Source organism: Microcoleus sp. FACHB-831, from assembly GCF_014695585.1.
In the GTDB taxonomy this organism is placed as follows: Bacteria; Cyanobacteriota; Cyanobacteriia; order Cyanobacteriales; family FACHB-T130; genus FACHB-831.
In genome coordinates, this window is sequence record NZ_JACJON010000011.1 from 37,298 (window position 1) to 62,128 (window position 24,831).

Below are 24,831 nucleotides of genomic sequence, written 5' to 3' on the forward strand. Positions count from 1 at the left end.
TAGAGCTAGTAGAATTTAGACGTTTGTTTAATTTATTTGCTTTACTAAACAAGTATCCTTGAAAAGTATGGTGATTGGCGATAAAACATAGTATAAGTTTCCAACATTTCAATCGATACACTTTCCTTGGAATCAAATAAAAATCCTAACTCATCTTGAATTGCCTTTGCTTGAGAGTTTGGCAAACGCGAATCAATGTACAATCGCTCCTTAATTGTTAAATCCGGCACGTTAATTCGTCGCGGATCTTTCCAGTTTATATTACTAAGTTCCCATTTATCTATATTTGTTTGATTGAAAAATTCTTGATTTTTAGTGTTCTCAAGTAGGATGCCTGTCACTGTAAGCATTTGTTGACCATCTGCATATGAAAAAGCAGTTAGAGATTGAAAGTAAATATCAGATTGTCCTACCATTGCTAAATTAGCAGCATATTTTAAAACCAGACAAAGCGCTTCTGGAAATCTCTTCTCGGTCATCATATCTACTGTCACGTCAGCAGAAGGAAAAATATCTCCTAGCATCGTGTTCAATTTTTCAATTCTGGCATTTTTAAGCGTAAAAGAATCCATTCCTGTGCCAGATGGTACATAAGATGCTGGATGAGAATTGACAGTAATTTTAACAATATCGAGTGGCTCTAGCTTGCTGATAGTAGCCTGGAATTCCTCAATCTGCTTTCTAAGGTCAGACGGTTTAACGTAATCTAACCAAATTATAGTTGGGTCTGTCCTTTGAAATTCGTTGATAAAATTATCGCTAGATTGGTGAAGACAATCAATACAATTATGAGGCTGGTTAAATTTTTGTCTATTATAGACTTCTGCATCCTCTTCAATAGAAATCATATTGCATATTCCAAATCGAGAATGAATATATTTAAAGTCCTCCAATGAATGACCACCAAAACCCACATATTTATACTGAGAAATATCGCAATCTCTATATCTATCCACTTTTGATAGTAACTCTATAAATGCATATCTATCAATTGCTTTGTTAGGTCTTAAATGATAAGGAATTGATGCTCCACTCATTGCCTAGCCTCTCTCAAAACTTTTTCAAAGCATTCATTACCAACTTCTGAAGGTTCACGATCAGAGTCTTCAAATAAATACTCAGCAACTATTTTAATCTCTTGATCAGGTCTAGAGAATTTTATATTTTTTTTACGGTATTGACCATTTTGGGTCTCTGGCATAGGTAGAGAAGGAATATACTTTCTTTCATTGTTTTTATTTCTGACTTTTATCCAATTTTGAGATGGAATCTCTTGAAAAAGTTTATTTGGATCAACAAGCTGGGCTTTCTCTACTCTCCTCTTTTCCTCAACAATATTTGTTTTCCATTTGTTAGTGTATGACGTAAATATTTTCAGCCCTTCTCTCATGAAATCTTTAATATACAAGTAGATATCAGAAGATGCATCTATACCCCTTTTGGTTGTCGTGATGGGTAATTTTCTTGCATCTTTACTGCGAAAGTATACAACTCCTGAAATTGCAATAAATTGAGGATGATAGCTAGGAACTCTCTCCTCTCCCCAGCCAGTCAAACGGGTTTTATCGCAATACAGCACTACACGATCATTGCAGACAATAGTCCAACCTGCGGCTTCGCTACTCCTCCTATTACCTGCCATCTCATCATCCACCTCCTCCTCACTAGCGGTAGGTCTATAAAAACCAATTGCCAGTTTAATATCAACTCCATTTTTCTCTGATTCATAAAGGTATGGAGCAATAATACTTGGCTTGTCCATTTGCTCAACACCATCCCAGAGAAGATTCAAAGGCTTTGGAGCAATTTTTTTTTCATTAATCCAGACGGTAAAACCTTTGTAAAGGATATAGCTGTAATGATGAGAAATTTTATTTACAAGAGAGTTAACTAGGATGGATTGCTGTGACGAAAATGCATTGATAATACCAGAATATAAGTCAGCTATTTTAATCAATGTTCCATTTTCCTTCAAAGCAGGCTCAATAATTTCAAATGGTAAGTTCCAATTCTTATCATCGGTTAGCCACTCAGGATGAATAGTAACTTTAAAAGAATCAGTTTCTGTTTGTGATATTACTTCGCTTGATCGACCCATTTTGAAGATGGATCTTTTCATTCCAATACCATAAGTCCCAATTGTATAAACATCATTATCGACGTTATTATTAGGCCTTCCCATTCTAAAAGCATAGCTTTGAGCTACATCTATTGGTATCCCACCGCAATTATCCTTAATTGTGAAATTTTCATTCGAGAAAGTTAATTTCGCCCAAAAAGCTTCATAAGGCTTCTCGTCGGAAGTATAATTATCTTTATCTTTGATAATTCGTTGTATTCCATCAATACAATTATCTAAAAGATCAAGAATTGCATCTTCAAGTTCAATATCGCGAGTAAGCATTTCTACAAAAAAGCTTTTTGTAGGTGATGCGTTTAGTTCACTCGGTAGCTTTTGTTCGCTCATAACTTGCTCCATTTTTAGGTAACAACTACCTGTAATTGCTCTCATCTCTCCCTATAAAGTGAGCGCTATTGCTAACTGTCCTCAATTAAGGTGATAACACTGATCTGCCTTTATGAGCCACTTTTTGCTGAATCGTCAAACAGACTCATCTACCGCTCAAAGCTTCTGAGGTTCTCTCGCAAGCGTTGATGAATGCGATCGCTCCACCTCTCCATAAAAAGTGAGCGCTCCCACTTCTCATTCATCCCTAAAAGTTATAACTCACTCCATTCCCCGCTAGCCACTGTTTGCGATCGCACCAATCACTCAAAATCCGCTCTACCCTATGCCAAAACGCATGAGTATGGTGCGGTTCAATTCAGATGCACCAACTCGTCAACCACCACATACTCATCATCGTTCGCGGTAGCATAGCCACACGGAGCGTGATAAATATAAATCTCTTTGTGTCGGCAGGAACCCCGACAGTCGCCTAACTCGCGTACCTGAACCAACCGAGGATAAGCTCCAACACGATTGACAAAAGCAGTAATTTGTAAATCTAAAATCGGGCGAAGGCAATCGCGCTTTTAGAAAAGTTTGGGTTCCAGCGATTTCGGAGTGCGATCGCTATCAGTTACGCTTACTGTCCGGAGGACTCTGGCATTGAGGTCACTAGGTAGAATCGGTGAGTTGATAGTTGCAGTCTCTAGCTTTGGCCGCCCACACCCGCCTCAGTAAGCTGAGATGTTTGTAGATTTGGATGTTGTGAAATATTACTGGCTCTTTGCTGGCTGCTTGTGGTTCGAGCTAGAATCATTGACTGCGTTCTAGGGCTGTCTAGCAGAGAGAACCTAGCACGCGCTATTGTAGGCAGCACAAAATGGCATTAAAAAAAAGCGAACTCTACAGTTCAATATGGAAAAGCTGTGATGAGTTGCGGGGTGGTATGGATGCCTCGCAATACAAAGACTATGTACTGGCGTTATTGTTCATTAAATATGTTTCTGACCGCTACGCAGGGGTAAAGGATGCCCTGATTGAAGTCCCGGATGGGGGAAGCTTTCAGGATATTGTGACGCTCAAAGGCGACAAAGAAATTGGGGACAAAATCAATAAAATTATTGCCAAACTTGCGGAAGCCAATGACCTGAAGGGCATTATTGATGTTGCGGATTTTAATGATGCTGACAAGTTGGGCAAAGGTAAGGAGATGCAGGATCGCCTTTCCAACCTCGTAGCCATCTTTAATGACCCGAACCTGAATTTTAGTAAAAATCGGGCCGATGGGGACGATCTGTTAGGGGATGCCTACGAGTACCTGATGCGGAACTTTGCTACCCAGTCGGGGAAAAGCAAAGGGCAGTTCTACACTCCAGCGGAAGTGTCTCGGATTATTTCTAAGGTAATTGGGGTCAATACTGCCGAAAGCCAGGAGCAATCTATCTATGACCCGACTTGTGGCAGCGGTTCGTTGTTGCTGAAGGCGGCGGATGAAGCAGAACGGGGGTTAAGCATCTATGGTCAAGAGATGGATAACGCTACCCACGCTTTAGCACACATGAACATGATTCTGCACGGGCATCCTACGCGAGTCATTCAGCAAGGGAACACCTTGGCAAACCCACTGTTTAGAGAAGCAGATGGGAGCCTGAAACAATTTGATTTTGCTGTTGCTAATCCGCCTTTTTCTTCAAAAGCTTGGAGCAATGGGTTTAATCCGGTTGAAGACGAATTTAAGCGCTTTGAGGATGGCATCCCTCCGGCGAAAAATGGCGACTATGCCTTTTTGTTGCATCTGCTCAGATCACTCAAAAGTAAGGGTAAAGGCGCGATTATTCTGCCTCACGGAGTTCTATTTCGGGGCAATGCCGAAGCCGAGATCCGCAAGAACCTGATTTGCAAGGGTGTGATTAAGGGCATTATTGGCTTGCCGCCTAACCTGTTTTTTGGAACGGGGATTCCTGCTTGCATCATCGTGCTGGATAAGGAAAATGCTGAGGAGCGCCAAGGCATTTTTATGATTGATGCCAGCAAGGGCTTTGTCAAAGATGGCAATAAGAACCGATTGCGGGATCAGGATATTCACAAAATTGTTGATGTGTTTAATCGGCAGCTAGAGATTCCGAAGTATTCCCGCTTCGTGCCATTTGAAGAACTTGCAGATCCCAAAAACGGTTACAACCTGAATATTCCTCGCTACATCGACAGCCAGGAAGAGGAAGATATTCAGGATATTGAGGCGCATCTGTTGGGGGGAATCCCGAAGGGAGATATTGAGGCGTTGAGTGAGTATTGGCAGGTGTATCCGACGTTAAAGCAGAAGCTATTTGAAGTTGCAAATCGACCTGGATATTTAAAACTAAAAATCTCCATAGAGGAGGTCAAAGCCTGCATTTTTGACTATCCCGAATTTATTAGCTATGGGCAAGAAATTCAGGCGGTTTTTGCAGCATGGCAAGCAAAAAATACACCTTTGCTGAAAGCCATCCAACCGGGAAATCATCCTAAAGATATTATTTACAGTCTTTCAGAAGATTTGTTGCAAGCTTTTACTGGGAAAAGGCTGATAGATAAATACGATGTCTATCAGCACCTAATGACTTATTGGGTGGAGAGTATGAAGGATGATGTCTATATTCTGGTTGAGGATGGGTGGAAAGCAGAACTGAAAGAGGTGATAAATAAAAAAGGTGCAGTTACAGATTTGATCTGCGAACTAATTCCCAAGGAATTGATGATTAACCGCTATTTTAAAGCTGAACAGGCGGAGATTGAAAAACTGGAAGCGAAAAGAGATGAAATTGTTCGCCAGGAGGAGGAACTGGAAGAAGAACACGGTGGCGAGGAGGGTTTGCTGGAGGAAGCCACCAATGATAATGGCAAAATTACGAAAGCAAATGTGAACGAGCGCATTAAGATAATCAAAAATAATGCAACATTTGCCGATGAGTTAAAGGTGTTAAAGGCTTATTTAAAACTGATTGAGCAAGAGGCAGAAGTTACTAAAGAAATTAAAGTATTGGCTCAATTTTTAGATAAATATGTGTTAACGAAATACGGTGATTTAACCCAGGATGAGATTAAAACACTGGTAGTAGATGATAAGTGGATGGTGACGCTGCAACAAGCAATAAATTCAGAGATGGAGCGGATTTCGCAACGGTTGACGCAACGGATTAAGGAGTTGGCAGAACGTTATGAGACACCTTTGCCAGAGTTGACAAGTCGGGTGGACGAGTTGACGAGTCGGGTAGAGGCTCATTTGAAGAAGATGGGGATGGTGTGGTGATGGAGATAGAAATACCAGAAGGATATAAAAAAACTCAAGTAGGAGTAATTCCTGTTGATTGGGAAATTCAATCAGTTAGTCAAGCTTTTGAAATTTTCAACAACTTGCGCTATCCAATTAGCGAAGAAGTTAGGAAAAAGCAGGCTGGGGATTATCCGTATTACGGCCCTACAAAGGTACAAGGATATATCAATGAATATAGGGTCGAGGGTGAGTATGCCTTAATTGGAGAAGATGGAGACCACTTTCTTAAATGGCGTGAATCACCAATGACATTATTGGTAAAAGGAAAATTCAATGTTAATAATCACGCTCATATAGTTAAAGGAACTAAAAACCTAACTCAGTGGTTCTATTATTATTTCTATCATAGAGACATCACGCCACACTTAACACGCCAAGGAGCTGGAAGATATAAGTTAACAAAAAATTCCTTGCTCCAAATTTTGTGCGCTATTCCTCCAACGACGAAAGAACAAGAAGCGATCGCGCAAGCTCTCAGTGATGTCGATGCCGCGATCGCAGAACTCGATCGCCTCATCACCAAAAAGCGCAACATCAAGCAAGGCGCAACACAGCAACTCCTCACAGGTAAAAAACGCCTACCCAGTTTTAGTGGCGAGTGGGGGGTTCAAAAGTTAGGGAGTTGCTTAATTAAAAACCCAGAATATGGCATTAATGCTCCGGCTGTTCCATATTCTGATAACTTACCTGTTTATATCAGAATTACGGACATTTCAGAGGATGGAAGATTTTTACCTGAAAAAAAAGTATCTGTAAATCATCCTCTATCTGCTAATTACGTTTTGGAAGCTAATGATTTGGTACTAGCAAGAACTGGGGCAAGTACGGGAAAAAGTTATTTGTCTAATTCCAAAGATGGAGAATTAGTTTTTGCTGGCTTCTTGATTAGAGTCAAGGTAAACCCTGAAAAGTTAGATGCTCAGTACCTCAAAGGTTTTTTACAGACTAAAGCTTATTGGAACTGGGTAGGTGCAATGTCTATGAGAAGTGGACAACCAGGTATTAATGGAAATGAGTATGCTCAGTTGCCTATTCCGCTTCCTCCTACACTAGAAGAACAAAAAGCGATCGCACAAGTTCTCAGTGACATGGACGCAGAAATCGAAGCCTTAGAGCAAAAGCGCAATAAATACAAAGCCATCAAACAGGGAATGATGCAGGAACTCCTCACCGGGAGAACTCGACTGGTATGAGTCAAGTCGGGCAACGGGAACGCTTAACCCAAAATCGTGTTGTGCAACTGTTTCAGCAGCAATTGGGCTATGGCTATTTGGGCAACTGGCAAGACCGACCCAATAATAGCCATATCGAAACCGACCTCCTCACCAACTTTTTGCGCCGCAAACAACACTACAGCGACAGCCTGATTAACAAAGCTTTGTATGAACTCAAAAAAGTCGCAGACGACCAGAGTAAAAGCCTTTACGACATCAACAAAGCCGTCTACAGCCTGTTACGCTATGGGGTCAAAGTCCGGGAAGAAGTGGGCGAAAACACCCAAACCGTTTGGCTAATTAATTGGGAAAACCCCTTAGAAAACGACTTTGCGATTGCCGAAGAGGTCACAGTCAAAGGCGAAAATACTAAACGCCCGGATGTGGTGCTGTATGTCAACGGTATCGCCTTGGGTGTATTAGAACTCAAACGCAGCACCGTCTCCGTTTCCGAAGGCATCCGCCAAAACCTCGATAACCAAACCTCAAGATTTATCAGATCCTTCTTTGCCACTATGCAATTCGTCATGGCAGGCAATGACACCGAAGGACTCCGCTATGGCACGATTGAAACCCCGGAAAAGAATTATCTAGCTTGGAAAGAAGACAGTTCCGTTGAGAACCGTTTAGACCGACACCTGCTGCCACTCTGTCAAAGAGAGCGATTCCTCGAACTGATCCACGACTTCATTGTCTTTGATCGCGGCATCAAAAAAGTCTGCCGCCATAACCAGTATTTCGGCGTAAAAGCAGCTCAAACCTCTCTGCAACAACGTAGAGGCGGCATCATCTGGCACACCCAAGGCAGTGGTAAGAGCCTGACAATGGTGTGGCTGACCAAATGGATGCGGGAAAATCTCACCGATGCCCGCGTCCTAATCGTGACCGACCGGGACGAACTTGACAAACAGATTGAGAATGTTTTCAAAGGCGTCAATGAAGACATCTACCGCACCAAAAACGGCAACGACCTGCTCGACAAACTCGATCGCACTACCCCCTGGCTACTCTGCTCCCTGATCCACAAATTTGGCAAGAAAGACAAAGATGAGGTTAGCGACGCGGACTACAACAGCTACATCGAAGACCTCAAGCGCAGCCTCCCAAAAGACTTCACTGCCAAAGGCAACCTCTATGTGTTTGTGGATGAGTGCCACCGTACCCAATCAGGCAAACTGCACGATGCCATGAAAGAAATTCTGCCCAATACCCTGTTCGTCGGCTTCACGGGTACCCCTCTACTCAAGAAGGACAAGCACAATAGTATTGAGGTCTTTGGCGATTACATTCACACCTACAAATTCAACGAGGCTGTAGCCGATAAAGTCGTCCTCGATCTACGCTACGAAGCCCGCAACGTCGATCAGTTCATCACCTCCCAGACCAAAATCGACCAGTGGTTTGAAGCTAAGACCAAAGGCTTAACTGATCGCGCCAAAACCCAACTGAAACAACGCTGGGGTACCCTACAAAAGGTCTTAAGTTCAGCATCCAGGCTAGAGAAGATTGTCGGCGATATCCTACTAGACTTTGAAACCAAAGACCGTCTACAAAGCGGTCGGGGCAATGCCCTGCTGGTGGCAGGCAGCATCTACGAAGCCTGTAAGTATTACGAGTTGTTCCAGAATCAAGGATTCAAACGATGTGCGATCGTCACGTCTTACGATGGCTCCCTCCAAAGCATCAAAGGCGAAAGCACTGGCGAAGACGAATACACCGAAAAGCTGCGACAGTATGAGATTTACCAAAAAATGCTGAATGGTAAAACCCCCGAAGCCTTTGAGGAAGAAGTCAAAAAGAAATTTGTTGATGAACCCGCCCAGATGAAGCTACTGATTGTGGTGGACAAGCTGCTGACTGGTTTCGATGCGCCCCCCACCACCTATCTCTACATAGATAAAACCATGCGAGATCATGGTTTGTTTCAGGCGATTTGCCGCGTTAATCGACTGGATGGCGACGATAAAGAATATGGCTACATCATCGATTACAAGGACCTGTTCAAGAGCCTAGAAAAATCCGTTCACCACTATACGGTTGAAGCCTTTGATGGCTACGACCCAGGCGATGTAAATGGGTTACTGAGCGATCGCCTGGAAAAAGGAGTAGAGCGTCTAGAAACTGCCAGGGAGAGTATCAAAGCCCTGTGCGAACCTGTAGAACCGCCGAAAGATAGCCTTGCCTACATCCGCTATTTCTGTGGCCCCAATACGGAAGACCTAGACCTAGTAAAAGAACACGAACAAAAGCGAGTTACCCTCTACAAGCTTACCGCTTCTCTGGTTCGAGCTTACGCTAACCTTGCAAACGATATGCCAGAAGCTGGCTATCCTTCCACCGGAATTGAAACCATCAAGCAGGAGGTCAAATATTACGAACAAATTCGCGCCGAAGTAAAACTTGCCAGCGGAGATGCCATTGATTTGAAAGCCTACGAACCGGCTATGCGCCACCTGATCGATACTTACATCGGCGCAGAAGAGAGCAAAGTGCTTTCCAGTTTTGATGACATGACGCTGATTCAGTTGATTGTGGAACGCGGTAAGGATGCAGTGGACACCCTACCCAAGAGTATTAGACAAAACAAAGAAGCTGTTGCCGAAACCATTGAGAACAACTTACGCAAAGTTATCATTGACCAGCGCCCCACCAACCCTAAATATTTCGGCAAAATGTCCGCACTCCTGGATGAACTGATTCAAGAGCGAAAAACAGCCGCTCAGGAATATGAGGACTACCTGAACAAAATTGTGACTTTGAGCCGACAAGTTACCCAGCCTGCAACCTCAACCCAGTACCCCCCATCCCTGGATTCCTCTGCCAAACGAGCGTTGTACGATAACCTAGACCAAAATGAGGCACTGGCACTGGCGATCGACAATGAAATTCGCCAAACCAAAAAAGATGCTTGGCGCGGCAATAAAATTAAGGAGCGTGAAGTAAAAAATGCAATAAAAAAATACCTTGACTCATCTGAAAAAGTAGATATCATTTTTGACATCGTGAAGAATCAAAGCGACTATTAGGATGCATCAGATAAGGGTTAGTGATTTAGTCATTGATGTTGATAGAAAAGATATTAAAAACATCCATTTAGGGGTTTATCCACCCGATGGACGAGTGCGTATTGCCGCCCCTCTCAGAGTAGATGATGAGGCAGTGCGGCTATTTGCTATCTCAAAAATCTCTTGGATTAAAAAGCACCAAGCCAATTTTGAGGCACAAGAACGCCAATCAAAAAGAGAATATGTATCTGGTGAAAGCCATTATTTCCAAGGAAAACGCTATTTACTGAATGTTATTTACCACAAAGGTAGCCCTAAAGTAAAAGTCAGAAACAATACCTATATCGACCTCTACGTCAGGGAAGGAAGCGACGAAGCCCAACGCCAAAAAGTCATGATGAATTGGTATCGGCAACAATTAAAACAAGAAATTCCACTATTAATCGAAAAGTGGGCAGGAGTTCTAGGCGTTCGGGTAAACGATTGGGGAATTAAGCTGATGAAAACGAAATGGGGCACCTGCAACATTGAAGCGAAACGCATCTGGCTGAACCTTGAACTAGCTAAGAAAGATCCTCACTGTCTGGAATACGTTGTCGTTCATGAAATGACGCATCTTTTAGAACGGCATCACAACGAGCAATTCACAACCTTAATGAACCGATTCCTTCCTAATTGGCGTTTCTATAAAGATGAGTTGAACCGCGCTCCACTTGAAAGCTATTGAGATTAAGCTGACACCAGCGACTTCTTTTTGTCTTCCCAGCAACCGCCAATGAATTTATTTCCAGATCAAGCAACGATAAGGCTGATTGAATGCAACAATGCTGCGATCGCTCTATCCTACCAAGCTCTCGGCTACCTGCTGATAAATTTTATCAACCACACGGGAATTACAGGCTCACCTGCTTGTAAAGATGCGATCGCTATCTCCAGCTCGAACTCCATCAGTTCGAGCGATCGCTCTACTTAGCTAACCTCTTCGCTACCCGCTGATGAATCCGATCTAGCCACACAGGAATCACAAGCTCACCTTCTTTGATTAATGCGATCGCAACATAAAGCTCGAACTCCACCAGTTCCAGCGATCGCTCATTAGCATTCCACCACAACATAAACCTGCTTTACCTTTCCGGGTTCGTAAAGGTGAAAAATAGCCGCTCCCGATAAGTTGATTACAATTTTTGGCTTAAGTTTTTTTTGCAGACATGGGCTAAATCCTCATGTCTTGGCTATTATCTCTAGGATACTTTGCCTAAGTTCCAATAAGTATTAGTATCGAAACTTTTTTACAGGAAGAGTAGTGGCGTTTAAGGCTAAAAAGGACTTAAACCAGGGAAAATTAGGTAAGGTGTCAACTCCAGAAACCTAAACTCAATCGGAGTAAGAGTTAAATAGTGCTGAAAATAATGCCGCGACTACCGACAGATGGAATTCCTCATCCTTGGGATTTGACAATGCATTGGCTCGATGAGCCTTTGCCTATCTCACCGCTCTTACAACCAGCCATACAACAACACATGGATTTGGCTGCGGGCGACTGGCGGATTACTCTTTATTGGGTTGTGAAAAAGAAGTGGAATCACAAACTCAAAATTCCTGTCAACCGCAAGTACGCCATGTTACTTAAACCCAGAGGAGAGCTATTTTTCAGGGCGCTTGAACTGTGCATCGCAGGTTACAACTCTTCACACCCCGACAGTAAAGACTACCACAATGCATCCGACTGGTATCTTCAACTGATGCAGGAAACCAGAAATCTAGACAATCAAGAAATTCAGGCGAACGAAGCAAGTGGGAAAAAGCCCTTCGTTCAAGACTTGTACCAAATTATCAAAACTCTCAAAAATCAGAAAAACCCGGCTACTCCATCTACATCACTTCATTTTTATAGATTGATGGAAGTAGCACTGTCACTGGAGAAGCAAGATCAATTCAATAATGATTACTGGAAGCCTTTTTTAAGTGCTTTAAGTGGATGGATTCAAGCGATAGATAGTCCGGATTGTCACGAATGCTACGTTGACGGCGACAGAATTGTCTGCCAAATGGGACGGGGGAAAGGGAAAATGACGCTCCTGAGACTCCCTTCCAAAAATATTTTTTGAAACCTTTACTGTGTAAGGCTTAGAAGCTTTAATGCGAAATCGCCGAATTGAAGGCTATCCGTGGCAATCTAGGTAGAAGTAAGCCAGTGATTAGCCAAAAAGTTTTGGCTCTATATGGATTCCAGGGAGTTTTCCGGAAGGAAAGCGATGAAACCATTGCCGCTATAGCGTTGAGAGAGGAAGGTCTCAGAATGTCCAAAACACTTGTAGCCAGAGTCTTCTAGCCTCCTTCTTGGCTCGCTCTCCCTAAAACGCCTATTGAGCCAAAGTTTTTTGGCTTAAATTCTCATCACTAGGAAAACTTACTGCCTCTAACTTTCTCAAATTAGTCAAGCATCATGTTCAGAAAAATTGGAATTTTTCCGTTTGTCTCAGTTGAGATTTTCCACAATTTTTCCATAGAGATACGCTATAAATTTTTTCTAAAAAACCTAGTCCTTATTAATTTTTCGAGGCTTAATTTGTGCATGTGTCAGCTGAATTACACATGCACAAAAATCAGCTATTATATCTCTATCTTCAGGAGGATGATTTATGGGACAAATTGTTGGGTATGAACGAGTATCAAGCAACGAACAAGCTATCAACCAAAATGCTTTAAAGCAACAAGATCACCGAATTCAGGAGTATGGAGTAGATATGGTTATACAAGATATTGAATCAGGAGCCGATCCAGATAGAGAGGGTTTTAATCATCTCTTAGATTTAGTTAGTCAGGGAAAGGTGGATGAGATTGTTAGCACTCGATGGGACAGATTAACTAGAAACGAATTAGTGTATTTGCAGTTCAAAGCGATACTGAAAGCCTCTAATGTAAAATTGACACTACTGGACCAAGGAGAAGTTGACCTCAGCACAGCTTTTGGAGAGCTGAGTGCGGATATGCAGGCTATGTTTGCCGTCCACGAGCGGCGTATGCTCAAGGAAAGAGTCCAGCGTGGATGTGAATACCGTAGATTTAATAAGGTGGCTTGGACAAGAGCGCCTTGGGGTTATGGCATAAAAAATGATAAATACGTGCTTGACACTGAACCTATTATTTGCATACTGGAAGATAGACCACAAAATTTTCTAGAGCTGTACGATGAACCTGATACCTCGCCCCTCCTTCTTAGTATTAGCAAATCTCAAATAGCTAGGGAGGCAGTAGATGTTTTTCTTCAAACCAGGAGAACCCGAAAAGTCCTGAGGTACCTTTACCTCAAATATGGTGTTGAACGAAAAAAAGGTACAGGGGAGACAGGAAATGGTCAAGAAGGTGATAAAAAGCGAACTAAGGGAACCAACCTAGTTCTTAGTAAAGAATTGCTGTTCTGGTCGGCGGGAGGAAACTTAAAAGAGTGGCTAGAGAATCCTGTGCTGCGAGGTCACACGGCTTACAAGAAGTATAAAAAAAGAGGCTCCAAGAAAGACCCAAAAGACTGGGAGATGCACTATGACACACACCCGGATCAGCGATTAATTAGTGATGAAGAATTTCAGGAAATTCAGGAAATTCTCAAGTCGAATGCTAGACAGATTGGAACCCCTGGAAAGACTTTCTATCTTACAGGACTTGTTATTTGCGAACGATGTGGTCACAAGTGTGTCCTCAAGCGTAATGCTGATTATCAGTACTACGGCTGTAGGAACTCGACAATTGGCTGTAGCAATCGCAAATGTATCAGAATTGAGAAAATTGACGAGGCTATCATCAACCAGTTATTTAATCGAGCTAATGAAATTGCATTAGCCCCAGATGGTCTTCAGGAAGAGGCGTTGGAAACTTCAGAGCTGTCAATCCTTAAACAACAGCTTCAGGAGCTAGAAAAAATCTTAGAAATGAATCCTACGCACATTCTAAAAAAGACTCAATACGATCTTCAAAAGGAGATTGAGTCACAAAGTAATCAAGCAAACAATGACAATTTTGTTCAAGCCACAGCTATGCAGCTTATCCGTCGTCCTGAGGCGAGAAAAAAAACCTTCTGGTACACGTTGACTCTGGAGGAACGAGACATCATCTATGACAAGCTCGTTAGGAAAATAGCAATTTTAGATGGAGAAGTTGTTTCGGTTGATTTAACGATTTGAGTTCAGGATCTCATTTCCCGTAAAATCAGAGAGGATTTCAATGAAATCAAAACTAACAATTAATATTTTTGAGCAAGCAGTAGAGCGATTTACGGCGGCTGAAACGGAAGTTCTTAAGGATTGGTGTTTACCCTGTAATTGTCCGGCTCCTGGAGAGAGGTCTAATTGCCAGAACTGCCCATACTTTAGGGAACTGGTACAACGCATTCAAGAAAACCTGCATTCAGATCCCGCTGAAGTTTTTCCGGTGATGCTGCCACCAGAGATTAACCCTCCCTATCCAGATGAAGTAAGGAAACAGTGCTTAGAGCTATATCGACAGAAATATTCCTTTGAAAAGATTCAAGAGCTGACTGGTGTAACTAATTGCAAAACTCTTAGGCAGTGGATTCGTCAGGCAGGACAGTTAAAAGAAGGATCTGACTACTCCCAGGTAGAGAGACAGCACTACGTGAATCTATATGTTGAGGGCATGAGTGCTAGCCAAATTGAGTCGTTGACTGGAGTACCTGTTAATTTTATCTATAAATGGGCAAAGGCAGCAGGTGTGTCCAGGCCACGGAAATTCTATTCCGATGAGCAAAAGGAGCAAGCTCTTGCATTGTACAAAGAGGGTCGAGATGTTAAGGAAATCGAGGTACTGACAGGGATCTATGCTACATCCGTTCAGTCAATGGCAAAGAAAGCTAATTTATATAGACCTAGGAAATATAGAGGCGGTCGGCCTCCAGTACATTCACTAGAAGTCAAACAATCTTGCCAAAAACTTCTTCAGGAGGGCAAAAGCTCATCTCAAATTGAAGAATTACTTTGCGTGAGTGCTGATACAGTTCGCAGGTGGAAAAAGGAGTGGGAACAGACAACCAATGTAGTTTCTCCTATCGATAAACCCAATACCCTGGATGAAGCTAGCAAACCGGGTTGAGTTCCTCATGGAGAAGATGTAGCCGTTAGTATGGCTCTATTTACCCCTGCCAATATATAGGGGCCTGAATTTACCGGCATAGAGCCATTAGTCAGTGTTGTCAGCAATTTTTCCGAAAAATTATTTTCCCTATCTGCTAGGGCAATAGATATTTCTACTTCACTTTCTGATGGAAATAATTTTTTAGAGGAAAACCACTACTTTCACTACTCAGTTGAGTTCAAAGTATTCGATGGTTAAATACCAAGATGGCGCTTTTGACGTATCTGTTAGCTGAACTTTCCTCCCACAATACACACAGTTATGACTCCCGATGAATACGCTTCACGCATCCAGAAGTACGCAAAACAGCTACGCGAAGAGAAAGATTTTAAAACCCAAACAGCTCAGTATATCGCCACCAATATCCATCGCCATCTAACGCGACTTAAGCCAGAGTTAGCAAACAAATCTTTTAACCTCACTAAGGCTGTTATCCATCTCAAAAATCTATTAGAAAATATTTTTCAGGATCAAGAATTTTGGGAGCAAAAAGCCACTTGGATACTATCCCATCTTGATGCCTGGAGCCAAGAAGGAATAGAACCCGACTCGGCAACTCGTTTAATTAACAGGATGCTCGGACTTTATTCAAAAAAAGAGGATAAAGAATTCTATATCATCAGTTTTTGTGCCTTTGAAACAGCGGAAGAATTCTTACAGAAAGAGAATCTGTATAGCCGTTCTTTAGAAACCCTACAAAGCATGCTAGGAATGGAGCCACAAGAATCCATTCCAGCGACACAGGCTCCTCTATTTCAAACTTACGACGATACTCCAGTCATGACATCCCTACCCTATTTAACTGGAGTACAAGCTTGTTTTGGGGCGGAACTTTGGGAGGACGTTGATGGAATTCCCGGCTTCCGACGCATTTTTGGTAAAGGTTTTATCGAACACAATATTATTCAACACCATCCAGAAACGAATAGATTAGAGCTAGTAGCGGGAAATGCGGCTTGGGAAATTATCAATCAATTGGGTATTGAAACCACTTATATGTTCTTACTTTTTGCTTCCTACGCTACTGATATGGAAAAGCCTTGGGAAGGAACGTTTAGCTTTAAGGCTACAGACGTTATTAGCATGGGACTCTTTAATTGGAATAAGAGAAGCGATTTAAGCCTTGGCCAAAAGCTAAAAAAATTGGGAGAATTAGCTCAACAAGTAGCCAGCCTGAGTATAGCTATCAACAACTTAGACCTGAAGCTGATGACGTATACAGCGGAAATCCAACCCATGTGGCTGCTTAAGCTTCAATATCTCGGTCAGCTCAGCTGGACTATGGATTCTAGCCAACCTAATAAGGTTTCCTACGAGCCAGAAGAACCTACCGAGTTAATTATTACGGCAGGGCCAAACGATTGGGTCAAACCCTTTCAAGATTCAGAAAAATTTTTTTGTCTATATGAATATGGCTTCCTCGCTAAAAGTACCCTCTTAATTAATCCCTACAGACAACCATTGGCTGCTGCACTGGCGGTATTTTTGACAATAATGAGCCGAATTAACACCAGTGGCAAGTATAAGATCAAAACCTTGCTAAATCGGCTGGGATACCTTTCAAAAGAATCACATTTACAGACGATACAGAACAATCGTCATAAACGCAATGAACTGATTGAAAAATGGGATAATGCCCTGCTTACTCTACACGAACTAGGCTGGCAGATTGAGTTCGACCCGGATACCTATCTCGAATCAATTGAGCCCTCTTGGAAGTTGGAAGAATCTAAACACATAGAGGGCAAAAGGCGACCGCGGAATTGGCTGGAACTCTGGCTGGAAGCTTACGTGATTATAAAACCTACATCAAAGATTCAGGCCAAGCTAGAAGGCATTAATAATGGTAAGGCACTACCAGCGAAGCGGGTAAAGCAGCGAAACTCCAAAAAGTCCAGTAAGGATACAAATCGAAGACAAATTCCGGGTTGGGTTTTAGAAAAGGCGCTGAAACTCAAAGGTTGGAGTTTCGCTTACCTGGCAGAACAGCTTGAAGTACACAAATCACTTCCGGGTAAGTGGATACGGGGCGATCGCAAGATTCAGCCAATGCATCTACAGTTAATTTGGAAATGGTTAGATTCAGAGCTACACCAGGTACTGGGTAGCCAATCAATCTAGATTCCTCCGACAAATTGTCTATCCCGCCAGAGCTACCCCAAGTACTAGCTAGCTAATCAATCTAGAATCCTCCGACAAAGCGTCTACTCTTTCAGAGCTACCCAGGCATTAGGTAGCCAGTCCGCCTAGAATCTGCCGACAAAGCGTCTACTCTTCCAGAGTTACCCCAGGCATTAGCTAATCAGGACTTACACAGTTAATTAGTGAATGTCTGATTCTGTCGTAGGGGCATGGCAATGCCATGCCCTTACAGCGTGTTGACGTGCGTAAGCCCTACTAATCTTTCCAGCCAAGTATCCAACGGGATTTCTGCTAAGCCTCACTATATACAGAGTTGACCGCCGAACGTAAACGGTACGTAGTGTTTGAGAACTCAAATTCCCAAGCATTAGGGTAGCTCCTTGCTCTAGAATCCCCTGACATTTGTTACCCCTAGCCGCAAGCTCTAGAAACCGCTCAGTTCTTCGATTGTGGCGTTTTGCAGGTAAAACGAAAACGGGCAGCTAAAAAATTTGTCTACCCCTTTTTTTAGCCTAAAAATAGCCTGAAAACTAGACTATGTAAAGCTTTGGATGGGTAGACAGAAGCTCTAGAATCCCCTGACAAAACCTCTAGAATCCCCTGACAAAACCTCTAGAATCCCCTGACAAACTTTTTTTCAAATCCATGATTTACAAGGGTTTTAGGGGGGTAGACAAAACTAATTAAGTTAATTAAGTTAAGTGGATGCGTTTTTGTCTACCCCAAAAATGCCTGTGGTATTAAATTAGAAGCTTAGTTTTCGGTGAAAGCGCAGGAACCGAAAGCAAAGACAAAAATAGGAACGCCGAGCGATCGTCAGTGATGTTCGCTCTCGTCATAAAAATGCCAACAGCCGGGTTTCTCGTCTCGCGAACGTCCCCCTAGCTGACTGGCGGTGAGCTTTCGGTGAAGGCATACCCGAATGTCAAGCGTATGTCTCTGCCTTAAATTACCTGCCAGTTAGTAGACAGCTGGTGCTCGTTTTCTGTGCGTTCAATCGCCGCACGAGCGCAGTGTGTTGGGTTTACTCACGCGATCGCCACTTGCCGTGGTTTTAGATCGCAAGGATGCTTCGTGTGTTGTTGTACCCGGCTCCTCATAGGAGCCTCTGGATGCCATCTACATTCCGCCCTCTTAAAAGAAATTGTCCGATTTGCTCCGGCGCTCGTCGCGATTGTCGAGAGAATACCCAGAATCATCTCATCCACTGCCGCCATGACCTTGGGGAAGTCGCTGGCTACAAGTTTGTCAGAGAAGATAAACACGGCTTCTTCATGTGGGCTGTTGATGATGGTTGCGATCGCTCACTAGAAGAATTAGAACTCAAAAAACGCGAAAGAGAAGCTTTAAAGCAACGACGGCTCCAACAAGAACAAGATAGGCTGTCGCAGCTACTTCCTTGTTCACAGCGAGATATCCAAATCAGAAAGGTTCTATCTCAACTGGGATTAAAGGCTGCCCATAGAGCCGACTTGCACCGACGTGGCTTAACCGACTCTCAAATCGAAGCTGGACTATTTCGTTCTGTCGAACCCTGGCAGAAGCTCGATGAGGAAGTTAGCCACAGGCTAGCTGGTGTTAATATTACGGGTCGTGGACTAACTAACTCCCACTCCGGTTATCTGTGCCCGATTTGGAACCCTCAAGGGCTCTTAATTGGATGGCAATTGCGCTTAGACAAAACTGAAGACGGCGGCAAGTACCGCTGGGCCACGAGTGCAAGTAAAAAGCGACCTCAGGGACCGAGAGCCCATTTAACCAATGGCGAGTTACCGCTTACCTGTTGCCGTCCCCTTGAGGGAAAACCCCAAATCCAGACAATTGGACTTATTGAAGGCGTCGGACCCAAACCGTTCATCACCGCTCAGTTGCGATCGCAAATTATCATCGGGGCGGCTGGGGGAAACTTCGCTGTCAGTCAAGAAACACTAAAAGCTTACCTCGATGCCTTATCAGCCGAACTGGGGACACGGCAGCTCACCCTCTATCCCGATGCTGGTGCCATCAGTAACAGCCATGTCATGCGACAATATCGGCGGCTTAAACAGCTGGTTACTCGCTGGGGCTACACGCTCCGCGTGGCATGGTGGAATCAAGTCTATAAAAATGCAGATTTAGATGCCGACGAACTGCTGGCAGCAGGCAGAGGAGAGGAGATTGAAGAAATTACCTGGTCTCAGTTCGAGCAGATCGCCTATAACCCTAATCGAATTTACCAGGAAATCCTCAATCTTTTCCAAACCGCGAAGGTATTCATCAAGCGCAGCGTTGTTGGCTTTGGCAAAGTCCCGCGCAAGGGATTGCAACCCTTACAAAAACCTACTTCGGTTAATAGAAATCAGCCAGTTCAATCCAAGACTCCCGAACCAAAAACAGGCACTGTCAGCTATGTTCCCGGTCAGCTACCGACGCTTCAAGAGTATCAGGACATGGATTATCCCAAGATAATTTTCAAAGATGGGCAGCGCCTGCTCCTCTGGCAAGAAGCCGTAACGAAAGGTTGGAAGCATATCTTAGATAAGTCAGCACCGGGGCTGGGTAAATCGCACGGCGCAGGGATTGCCTTACCTGATGCCTTTGCAGTGGAAAAGCTGTGGTATTTTGCCCTAGACCACCGGAATCCCACCACTGGTGTCATTGAGCAGAACTACACGGATTTGCCCGTGCGAAATGCTGGCATGAAGATTGACCCTAGCCGTAAAACACCGCTAGGAAACAACGTTGTGGTATGGCCCAAGCCAGGTGAGGAACCCGACACCCAAGGGAACTGCCATAGAGCACCGTTGTTTGCACTGATGCGAGACAACAATATCAAAGGGGCTGAGAGTTCGCAAGAGTCACCTATATGTACTGGTTGCAAGCTGAACAATCTTTGCAAGGGTTCATCTGGAGCGGGGTACGGATTTAGGAACCAACGCAAAAATGCGCTCTCATCATCTCGCAATCGCGCTCACCCCGACTCAGCACCCACGCCGATTGAGTTCCCTTATGAGAAAAGTGGGGCTTTCTGGGATGAAGCCGGAACGCTGATTCAGCCGATGGAAAGCGTCACGGCTACCCTTGCGGATTTTGAACGGGTAATGGGGGAACTGGAACGCAAAGCACCGGAGTTACATTCGTTGCTCAAACCGCTGGCGCTTGCACTTACACCTCTGTTTAACCAACAGCTCAAGCCTTCCTCTCGGTATGGCTTTGATGATGCGGCTATCCGGGCGCTGCTACCTGAAAAGCCAGAAAACCTGACACAGATTATCCAGCAGTTAGAGGCAATTTTACAGCCCGACTTCGACTTCATCCATCAACCCGACAGCATTGATTTTGATAAAAGTATTTCTCGTGGGATGCGTCGGCTGGTGCGAGAGCATTTTGCTAAAAACGCTTATCGGGAAGCTGCAACCGGACTGGAAAACGTTCTCCTTAACTGGTTCATACCATTCCTTAAGGTTTGGAATGGCTTTCCCGGAGCGCTGCGGTGCGAATTCGGTCGATTAACCATTTTCAGCAGAAGCACTCGTCACACGGATGTGATTAAGTCATTGAAGTTTAACATCTATCTCGACGGGACGATATCAGCGGAACGGTTGGGGCTGCTTTTGGACATCGCTCCAGAAGAAATCCTGGTGATTGAACAACGGCATCCCGCTCGCAACAATCTCAGAATTGTTCAGATCGCTGGAATGGGCAAATTGGGCAAAGAGCGGTCTAATGGACTTCAAGTACGGGTGCAAGCGCTGAGGACTGAGTTATTACGGCGTCACCCTAACATTGCCTTTGGCGACTGGAAAGCTCAAGCAGATGAAGGGGACGGGCAATGGTTTGTCAATCTGCGCGGCTCAAATGAATTCCAAAATCGCTCTGCCCTAGCTGTATTTGGCATCCCCTACCAGAACATTGGTTATCTCCAAGCCCTCTACCAGACACTTACAGGCTGTTATAGCGAGCTGAATGAAGAATTACCCTGTGAAGGCTTACAGCGCTTTATAGATGCTCATGTAGAGGCAGATATAGAACAAGCGATGGAGAGGTTGCGATCGCTTATTCGCCAAGAGGAGCAACTTACTTTCTACTTTGTGGGTGACTATGACTTGAGTTTTTTGGGTGTGCCTGTCGAGCAGGTAGAAGCTTTTCTGATTGCTCCTGAAGCTGGCACGGCTGCTCAAATCACCCGCTGGAAAATTCAGGAGGCTTTTGGACAGCTAACCGTAAGCGGGGAGAAAATCACCCAAGATAAACTGGCGCTTGAAGCCAACATCACCCAAGGGAGATTGAGCCAGATTGCGGCTCAGTTTGGGGGTTGGAAAGTCCTCAGAAAAATATTAGTAGCACTATTAGATGGCTTTAATAGCGCGACTAATAATTTTTCGGGTTTGTCTAAGGAAGAGAAATGGCTGGCCCAAACTTACTTACCCCTTATTGTTAATGAGACGCACTCGGAGGCACTCTCCGAAATTGGAATTACTGTGAAAGCCTATGGGATTAAAGGCTTTTTGAGGATTTTTCAGTCTTCTCCCCTTCCAACTCAAATTCGATTGTTGAGCCGAATACTTGAGGTGATGCCACAGGAAATGCGACAGGAATTGAGGGCGGTGGCGATGGGGAGTTCTTGAAGCTTTTCGATGGAACTAAATATTCCTTTGAATCATTAATTATTCAATCCCTCAAGCTTCAATGTGTAAGGCGGTAATATTTTCTCTTCCCCATTTTTTAAAAACGCCTTAACTGATATATCAAAGTACCAATATCCACCAGCATTAAGAGCAAATTGATTGTCTGGTGTACATATTTTTTCACTGGGTCTGGAAAAGTTTCGTGTAATGTATATTGAACACAAGACAACAGAAAGGGTCATCACCGCTCACCAAAAAGCTTCGCCAAATGCCCCCCTTGCTGTGGAGCTATTTGCGGGAGTAGGGGGGTTCTCCCTCGGCATGAAAGCGGCTGGCATAGATGTTGCGTTAGCGATTGATTCGGACGAACAGACTCTCGCTACCTACTCTCAAAACTTTCCCAAAACGTCCACCCTATGTGCTGATGTGCAAGAGCTGAAGGGACTTGAGATTCGCCGTCTTCTTGAGGTAGCCCAGAATCAACAGGGTAGAGAGTGGGATGGGAAAATTGGTCTAGTCTTTGGAGGGCCTCCCTGTCAGGGTTTATCCAGAATTGGCAAACGGGATGTGGATGACCCCCGCAATCAACTAATTGCCCATTTCTGTCGCCTGGTCGAAGAACTTCAGCCTACTGCTTTTGTTCTGGAAAACGTTCCCGACTTGCTGCTGCCCAAATACGCAGGTTTAATCGAACCTTTCCTGCAACAGTTACAACAGGCAGGATACAACACCTGGACTTGGGTTCTAAATGCCTTAGACTACGGAGTCCCTCAAAGTCGAAAACGGGTCTTTGTTGGAGGAATTCTCCACCAATTTTCTCCCTTGTTGCCAACAACAGCATCTCACGCTGTCACTGTAAGGGAGGCGATTAGGGACTTAACATTTTTATCAGAAGAGGCGTTTCCCCAACTCTTCGATACTGATGAATTGCAACTAGACTTGAAGCAACCAACTCTGGAAGCCCAGCCTTCCGAGTACATACTTAAGCTCGAACAGGTATTCCCTTCACCACCCACAACTAATCCTCACCTACTCACGGGCTGTTGCCTCACCCGTCACACACCTTCAGTTATTGAACGATTCAAGGCTACCGCACCGGGAACGAAAGAGCCTAAAAGCCGTTTTTACCGCCTTAAGTGGGACGGAGTTGCCCGAACTTTGAGAGCAGGAACGGGAAGCGACAAGGGACGGCACACCGCGGCGCGTCCGATTCACCCCACCCAGGCCAGAGTAGTCACAGTCCGCGAGGCGGCTCGCCTGTCCTCTTTCCCGGATTGGTTCCGTTTTCACCGGACGATTTGGCGAGGTATGAGACAAGTTGGGAATGCCGTGCCACCCCTGTTGGCGCTGGCGGTGGGGGAAGTGGTTTATCAATGTCTGACACAACTAGAGGGTGCAACAGCAATGGAGACAGCGACTTTAACTGGCGCGATCGCCTCTGGCACTGCGCCTCGCGCGATTGCCTCTGGCACTGCGCGAGGCGCAATCGCAGACATATCGCCCACTCAAAAGCTTACTCCGGGTGAACATCAATTAGACCCCAAACTCCTCAAACCCCACCCGCGCAATGCTTCTCTCTATGGCGAGGATGAAAGCGTTTCGGACTTGGTGGAATTGATTGGCAACTCCAACTGGCTCAAGCCGCTAGTAGTTACTCCTGACTTCACCATTATTAGCGGTCATCGGCGCTGGAAAGCAGCCCTTGGGTTAGGTTGGTTGAGCATCCCCGTGGTTGTTAGGGAGTTCAAGGACGCTCTTGCCTCTCTAGAAGCGCTGCTGCTGGAGAATGCTACCAGGGAAAAAACCATTGAGCAGAAGGTGAGGGAAGCTGCCTTATGGAATGAAATCGAGCAGGAAAGTGCAAAACTTCGACAAGGAACCCGTCGAGACATCCAGGAAAATTTTCCTGGATGTTGCGATCAATTTGGGCAGTCTCGCGATCGCGTGGCACAACGAGTGGGGTTGGGTTCGGGGAAAACTTACTCTAAAGCAGCTATTGTGGTTGAGGAGATTGATGAAGCCCTTAAAGGCGGACACCTTGCTCGCGCCGTAGGATTGCGAAGTGTTTTAAATCACCAGAGTGTAGACGGGGCTTTCAAGCTGACTCAAAAACCTGTTGCCCAGAGCGACCCGATTTTAGAATTAATTGCTAGTGGAGAGGTTCGCACGAGCAAGCAAGCCCAGTTGTTGCTAAAGAATCGGCAACGATTAAAAGAGCGATCGCTCCTTTTTCCTCCACAAGACGAGTATGACTTGTCCAACTTGCTTTCACATCATCTCACGCTAGAGCCAGGGGGTCTTGTAGAGATTTACGCACCAGAACTTTCTGGCTGGCATCAGCGCCCTGCTCGTATAGAATCGGTGGGTGAGAAGGGGTGTAAGGTGTGGAAGCGAAATGTTCAGACGATGGAGATGGAACTACGCAGCTTTCCCCATGCCGATTTGACTCCTCTCCCTTTATCAGAAGTGCCGTCCCTTCTTGAAATTGACTCACGCATAAAGGCATTGTACCGAGTAGGAGGCCTAGACCCGTTTGACCGATGCATTTTACAGTCGCTAGAGCATTGCGTAAATTTGACTCCAACTGAACGGGAATATCTCAACCAAATTGAGTTGAAATATCAGCAAGAACAACAATCAACCCAGAAGGGGCCAGGGAATGGGGAACGGGAAACGGTGAGGAGCGAAGCGTTCCCCGTTCCCTCGTTAAACCCGTCAGTACCTGATGTTACTCCCCTACATGAACACTCAATACCTGTTAGCTCTCCTCATGAATGTCGAATCGAAACCTTTGACTTTCCTCTACCTCCAACACTCAACGAGATGATTCGCACAGCTAGAGGCGGTTGGCAAGCTTCGGCTAAAGAAAAGCGGGAGTGGACAGAACTAATTGCCTCTTACTGTAAAGGAGCGTATCAGTTTCAAGGAAAAATTTGGCTGGAGTATGTATGGC

Annotated in this window: 16 protein-coding genes; 11 read left to right on the forward strand and 5 right to left on the reverse strand. The window is 44.5% G+C overall.

Annotation, left to right across the window (positions count from 1 at the left end):
- Nucleotides 1–44: 44 nt before the first annotated feature.
- The 3 genes from H6F77_RS01460 to H6F77_RS27320 form a co-directional block, all read right to left on the reverse strand.
- Nucleotides 45–1,037 (reverse strand): O-methyltransferase, encoded by a 993-nt coding sequence (locus tag H6F77_RS01460; RefSeq protein WP_190484646.1) that lies wholly within the window; start codon nucleotides 1,035–1,037, stop codon nucleotides 45–47.
- Nucleotides 1,034–2,467, reverse strand: a complete 1,434-nt coding sequence (locus H6F77_RS01465; RefSeq protein WP_190484648.1) for an ATP-binding protein — start codon at nucleotides 2,465–2,467, stop codon at nucleotides 1,034–1,036. The genes H6F77_RS01460 and H6F77_RS01465 overlap by 4 nt, the downstream gene beginning before the upstream one ends.
- Before the next feature lie 353 nt (nucleotides 2,468–2,820).
- Nucleotides 2,821–2,961 (reverse strand): hypothetical protein, encoded by a 141-nt coding sequence (locus H6F77_RS27320; protein ID WP_199321127.1) that lies wholly within the window; start codon nucleotides 2,959–2,961, stop codon nucleotides 2,821–2,823.
- Between the two features lie 368 nt (nucleotides 2,962–3,329).
- Here H6F77_RS27320 and H6F77_RS01475 point away from each other — a divergent pair, with 368 nt between their 5' ends.
- The 5 genes from H6F77_RS01475 to H6F77_RS01495 are packed head-to-tail and all read left to right on the forward strand — an operon-like array spanning nucleotide 3,330 to nucleotide 10,954.
- Nucleotides 3,330–5,738 (forward strand): type I restriction-modification system subunit M, encoded by a 2,409-nt coding sequence (locus H6F77_RS01475; protein ID WP_190484650.1) that lies wholly within the window; start codon nucleotides 3,330–3,332, stop codon nucleotides 5,736–5,738.
- On the forward strand, nucleotides 5,738–6,955 hold the full coding sequence (locus H6F77_RS01480; RefSeq protein WP_190484652.1) for a restriction endonuclease subunit S: 1,218 nt from the start codon (nucleotides 5,738–5,740) through the stop codon (nucleotides 6,953–6,955). The genes H6F77_RS01475 and H6F77_RS01480 overlap by 1 nt, the downstream gene beginning before the upstream one ends.
- A complete protein-coding gene (locus tag H6F77_RS01485) occupies nucleotides 6,952–10,002 on the forward strand; it encodes a type I restriction endonuclease subunit R (protein ID WP_190484654.1) in 3,051 nt (1,016 codons plus the stop codon). The genes H6F77_RS01480 and H6F77_RS01485 overlap by 4 nt, the downstream gene beginning before the upstream one ends.
- Before the next feature lies 1 nt (nucleotide 10,003).
- Nucleotides 10,004–10,708, forward strand: coding sequence for a M48 family metallopeptidase (locus H6F77_RS01490; RefSeq protein ID WP_190484656.1), 705 nt, complete (start codon nucleotides 10,004–10,006; stop codon nucleotides 10,706–10,708).
- Between the two features lie 48 nt (nucleotides 10,709–10,756).
- Nucleotides 10,757–10,954 carry a hypothetical protein gene (locus H6F77_RS01495; protein WP_190484658.1) on the forward strand — a complete coding sequence of 66 codons (198 nt, stop codon included), beginning with the start codon at nucleotides 10,757–10,759 and terminating at the stop codon, nucleotides 10,952–10,954.
- Here H6F77_RS01495 and H6F77_RS01500 read toward each other — a convergent pair.
- Nucleotides 10,947–11,096, reverse strand: a complete 150-nt coding sequence (locus H6F77_RS01500) for a hypothetical protein (RefSeq protein ID WP_190484660.1) — start codon at nucleotides 11,094–11,096, stop codon at nucleotides 10,947–10,949. The two genes, H6F77_RS01495 and H6F77_RS01500, sit on opposite strands and share 8 nt — an antisense overlap.
- A 282-nt stretch (nucleotides 11,097–11,378) precedes the next feature.
- Between H6F77_RS01500 and H6F77_RS01505 the strand changes: the two genes are divergently transcribed.
- The 4 genes from H6F77_RS01505 to H6F77_RS01520 all read left to right on the forward strand — a co-directional run bounded on the left by H6F77_RS01505 (nucleotide 11,379) and on the right by H6F77_RS01520 (nucleotide 17,250).
- Nucleotides 11,379–12,089: a hypothetical protein gene (locus tag H6F77_RS01505; RefSeq protein WP_206753438.1), complete on the forward strand. Its 711-nt coding sequence runs from the start codon at nucleotides 11,379–11,381 to the stop codon at nucleotides 12,087–12,089.
- A 534-nt stretch (nucleotides 12,090–12,623) separates the two neighbouring features.
- Complete coding sequence (gene xisF / locus H6F77_RS01510) at nucleotides 12,624–14,162, forward strand: fdxN element excision recombinase XisF (RefSeq protein WP_190484663.1); 1,539 nt, start codon at nucleotides 12,624–12,626, stop codon at nucleotides 14,160–14,162.
- A 40-nt stretch (nucleotides 14,163–14,202) separates the two neighbouring features.
- Complete coding sequence (locus H6F77_RS01515) at nucleotides 14,203–15,087, forward strand: COG3415 family protein (RefSeq protein WP_190484665.1); 885 nt, start codon at nucleotides 14,203–14,205, stop codon at nucleotides 15,085–15,087.
- Between the two features lie 303 nt (nucleotides 15,088–15,390).
- A complete protein-coding gene (locus H6F77_RS01520) occupies nucleotides 15,391–17,250 on the forward strand; it encodes a helix-turn-helix domain-containing protein (protein WP_199321128.1) in 1,860 nt (619 codons plus the stop codon).
- A 1,014-nt stretch (nucleotides 17,251–18,264) separates the two neighbouring features.
- Here the strand turns inward: H6F77_RS01520 and H6F77_RS28175 are convergent.
- Nucleotides 18,265–18,390, reverse strand: coding sequence for a hypothetical protein (locus H6F77_RS28175; protein ID WP_255515678.1), 126 nt, complete (start codon nucleotides 18,388–18,390; stop codon nucleotides 18,265–18,267).
- Here H6F77_RS28175 and H6F77_RS01525 point away from each other — a divergent pair.
- A complete protein-coding gene (locus tag H6F77_RS01525) occupies nucleotides 18,384–21,878 on the forward strand; it encodes a hypothetical protein (protein ID WP_190484667.1) in 3,495 nt (1,164 codons plus the stop codon). The genes H6F77_RS28175 and H6F77_RS01525 overlap by 7 nt on opposite strands.
- Nucleotides 21,879–22,085: 207 nt before the next feature.
- Nucleotides 22,086–24,831: DNA (cytosine-5-)-methyltransferase (dcm, locus tag H6F77_RS01530; protein WP_190484669.1), on the forward strand; the 2,746-nt coding region annotated here is incomplete at its 3' end.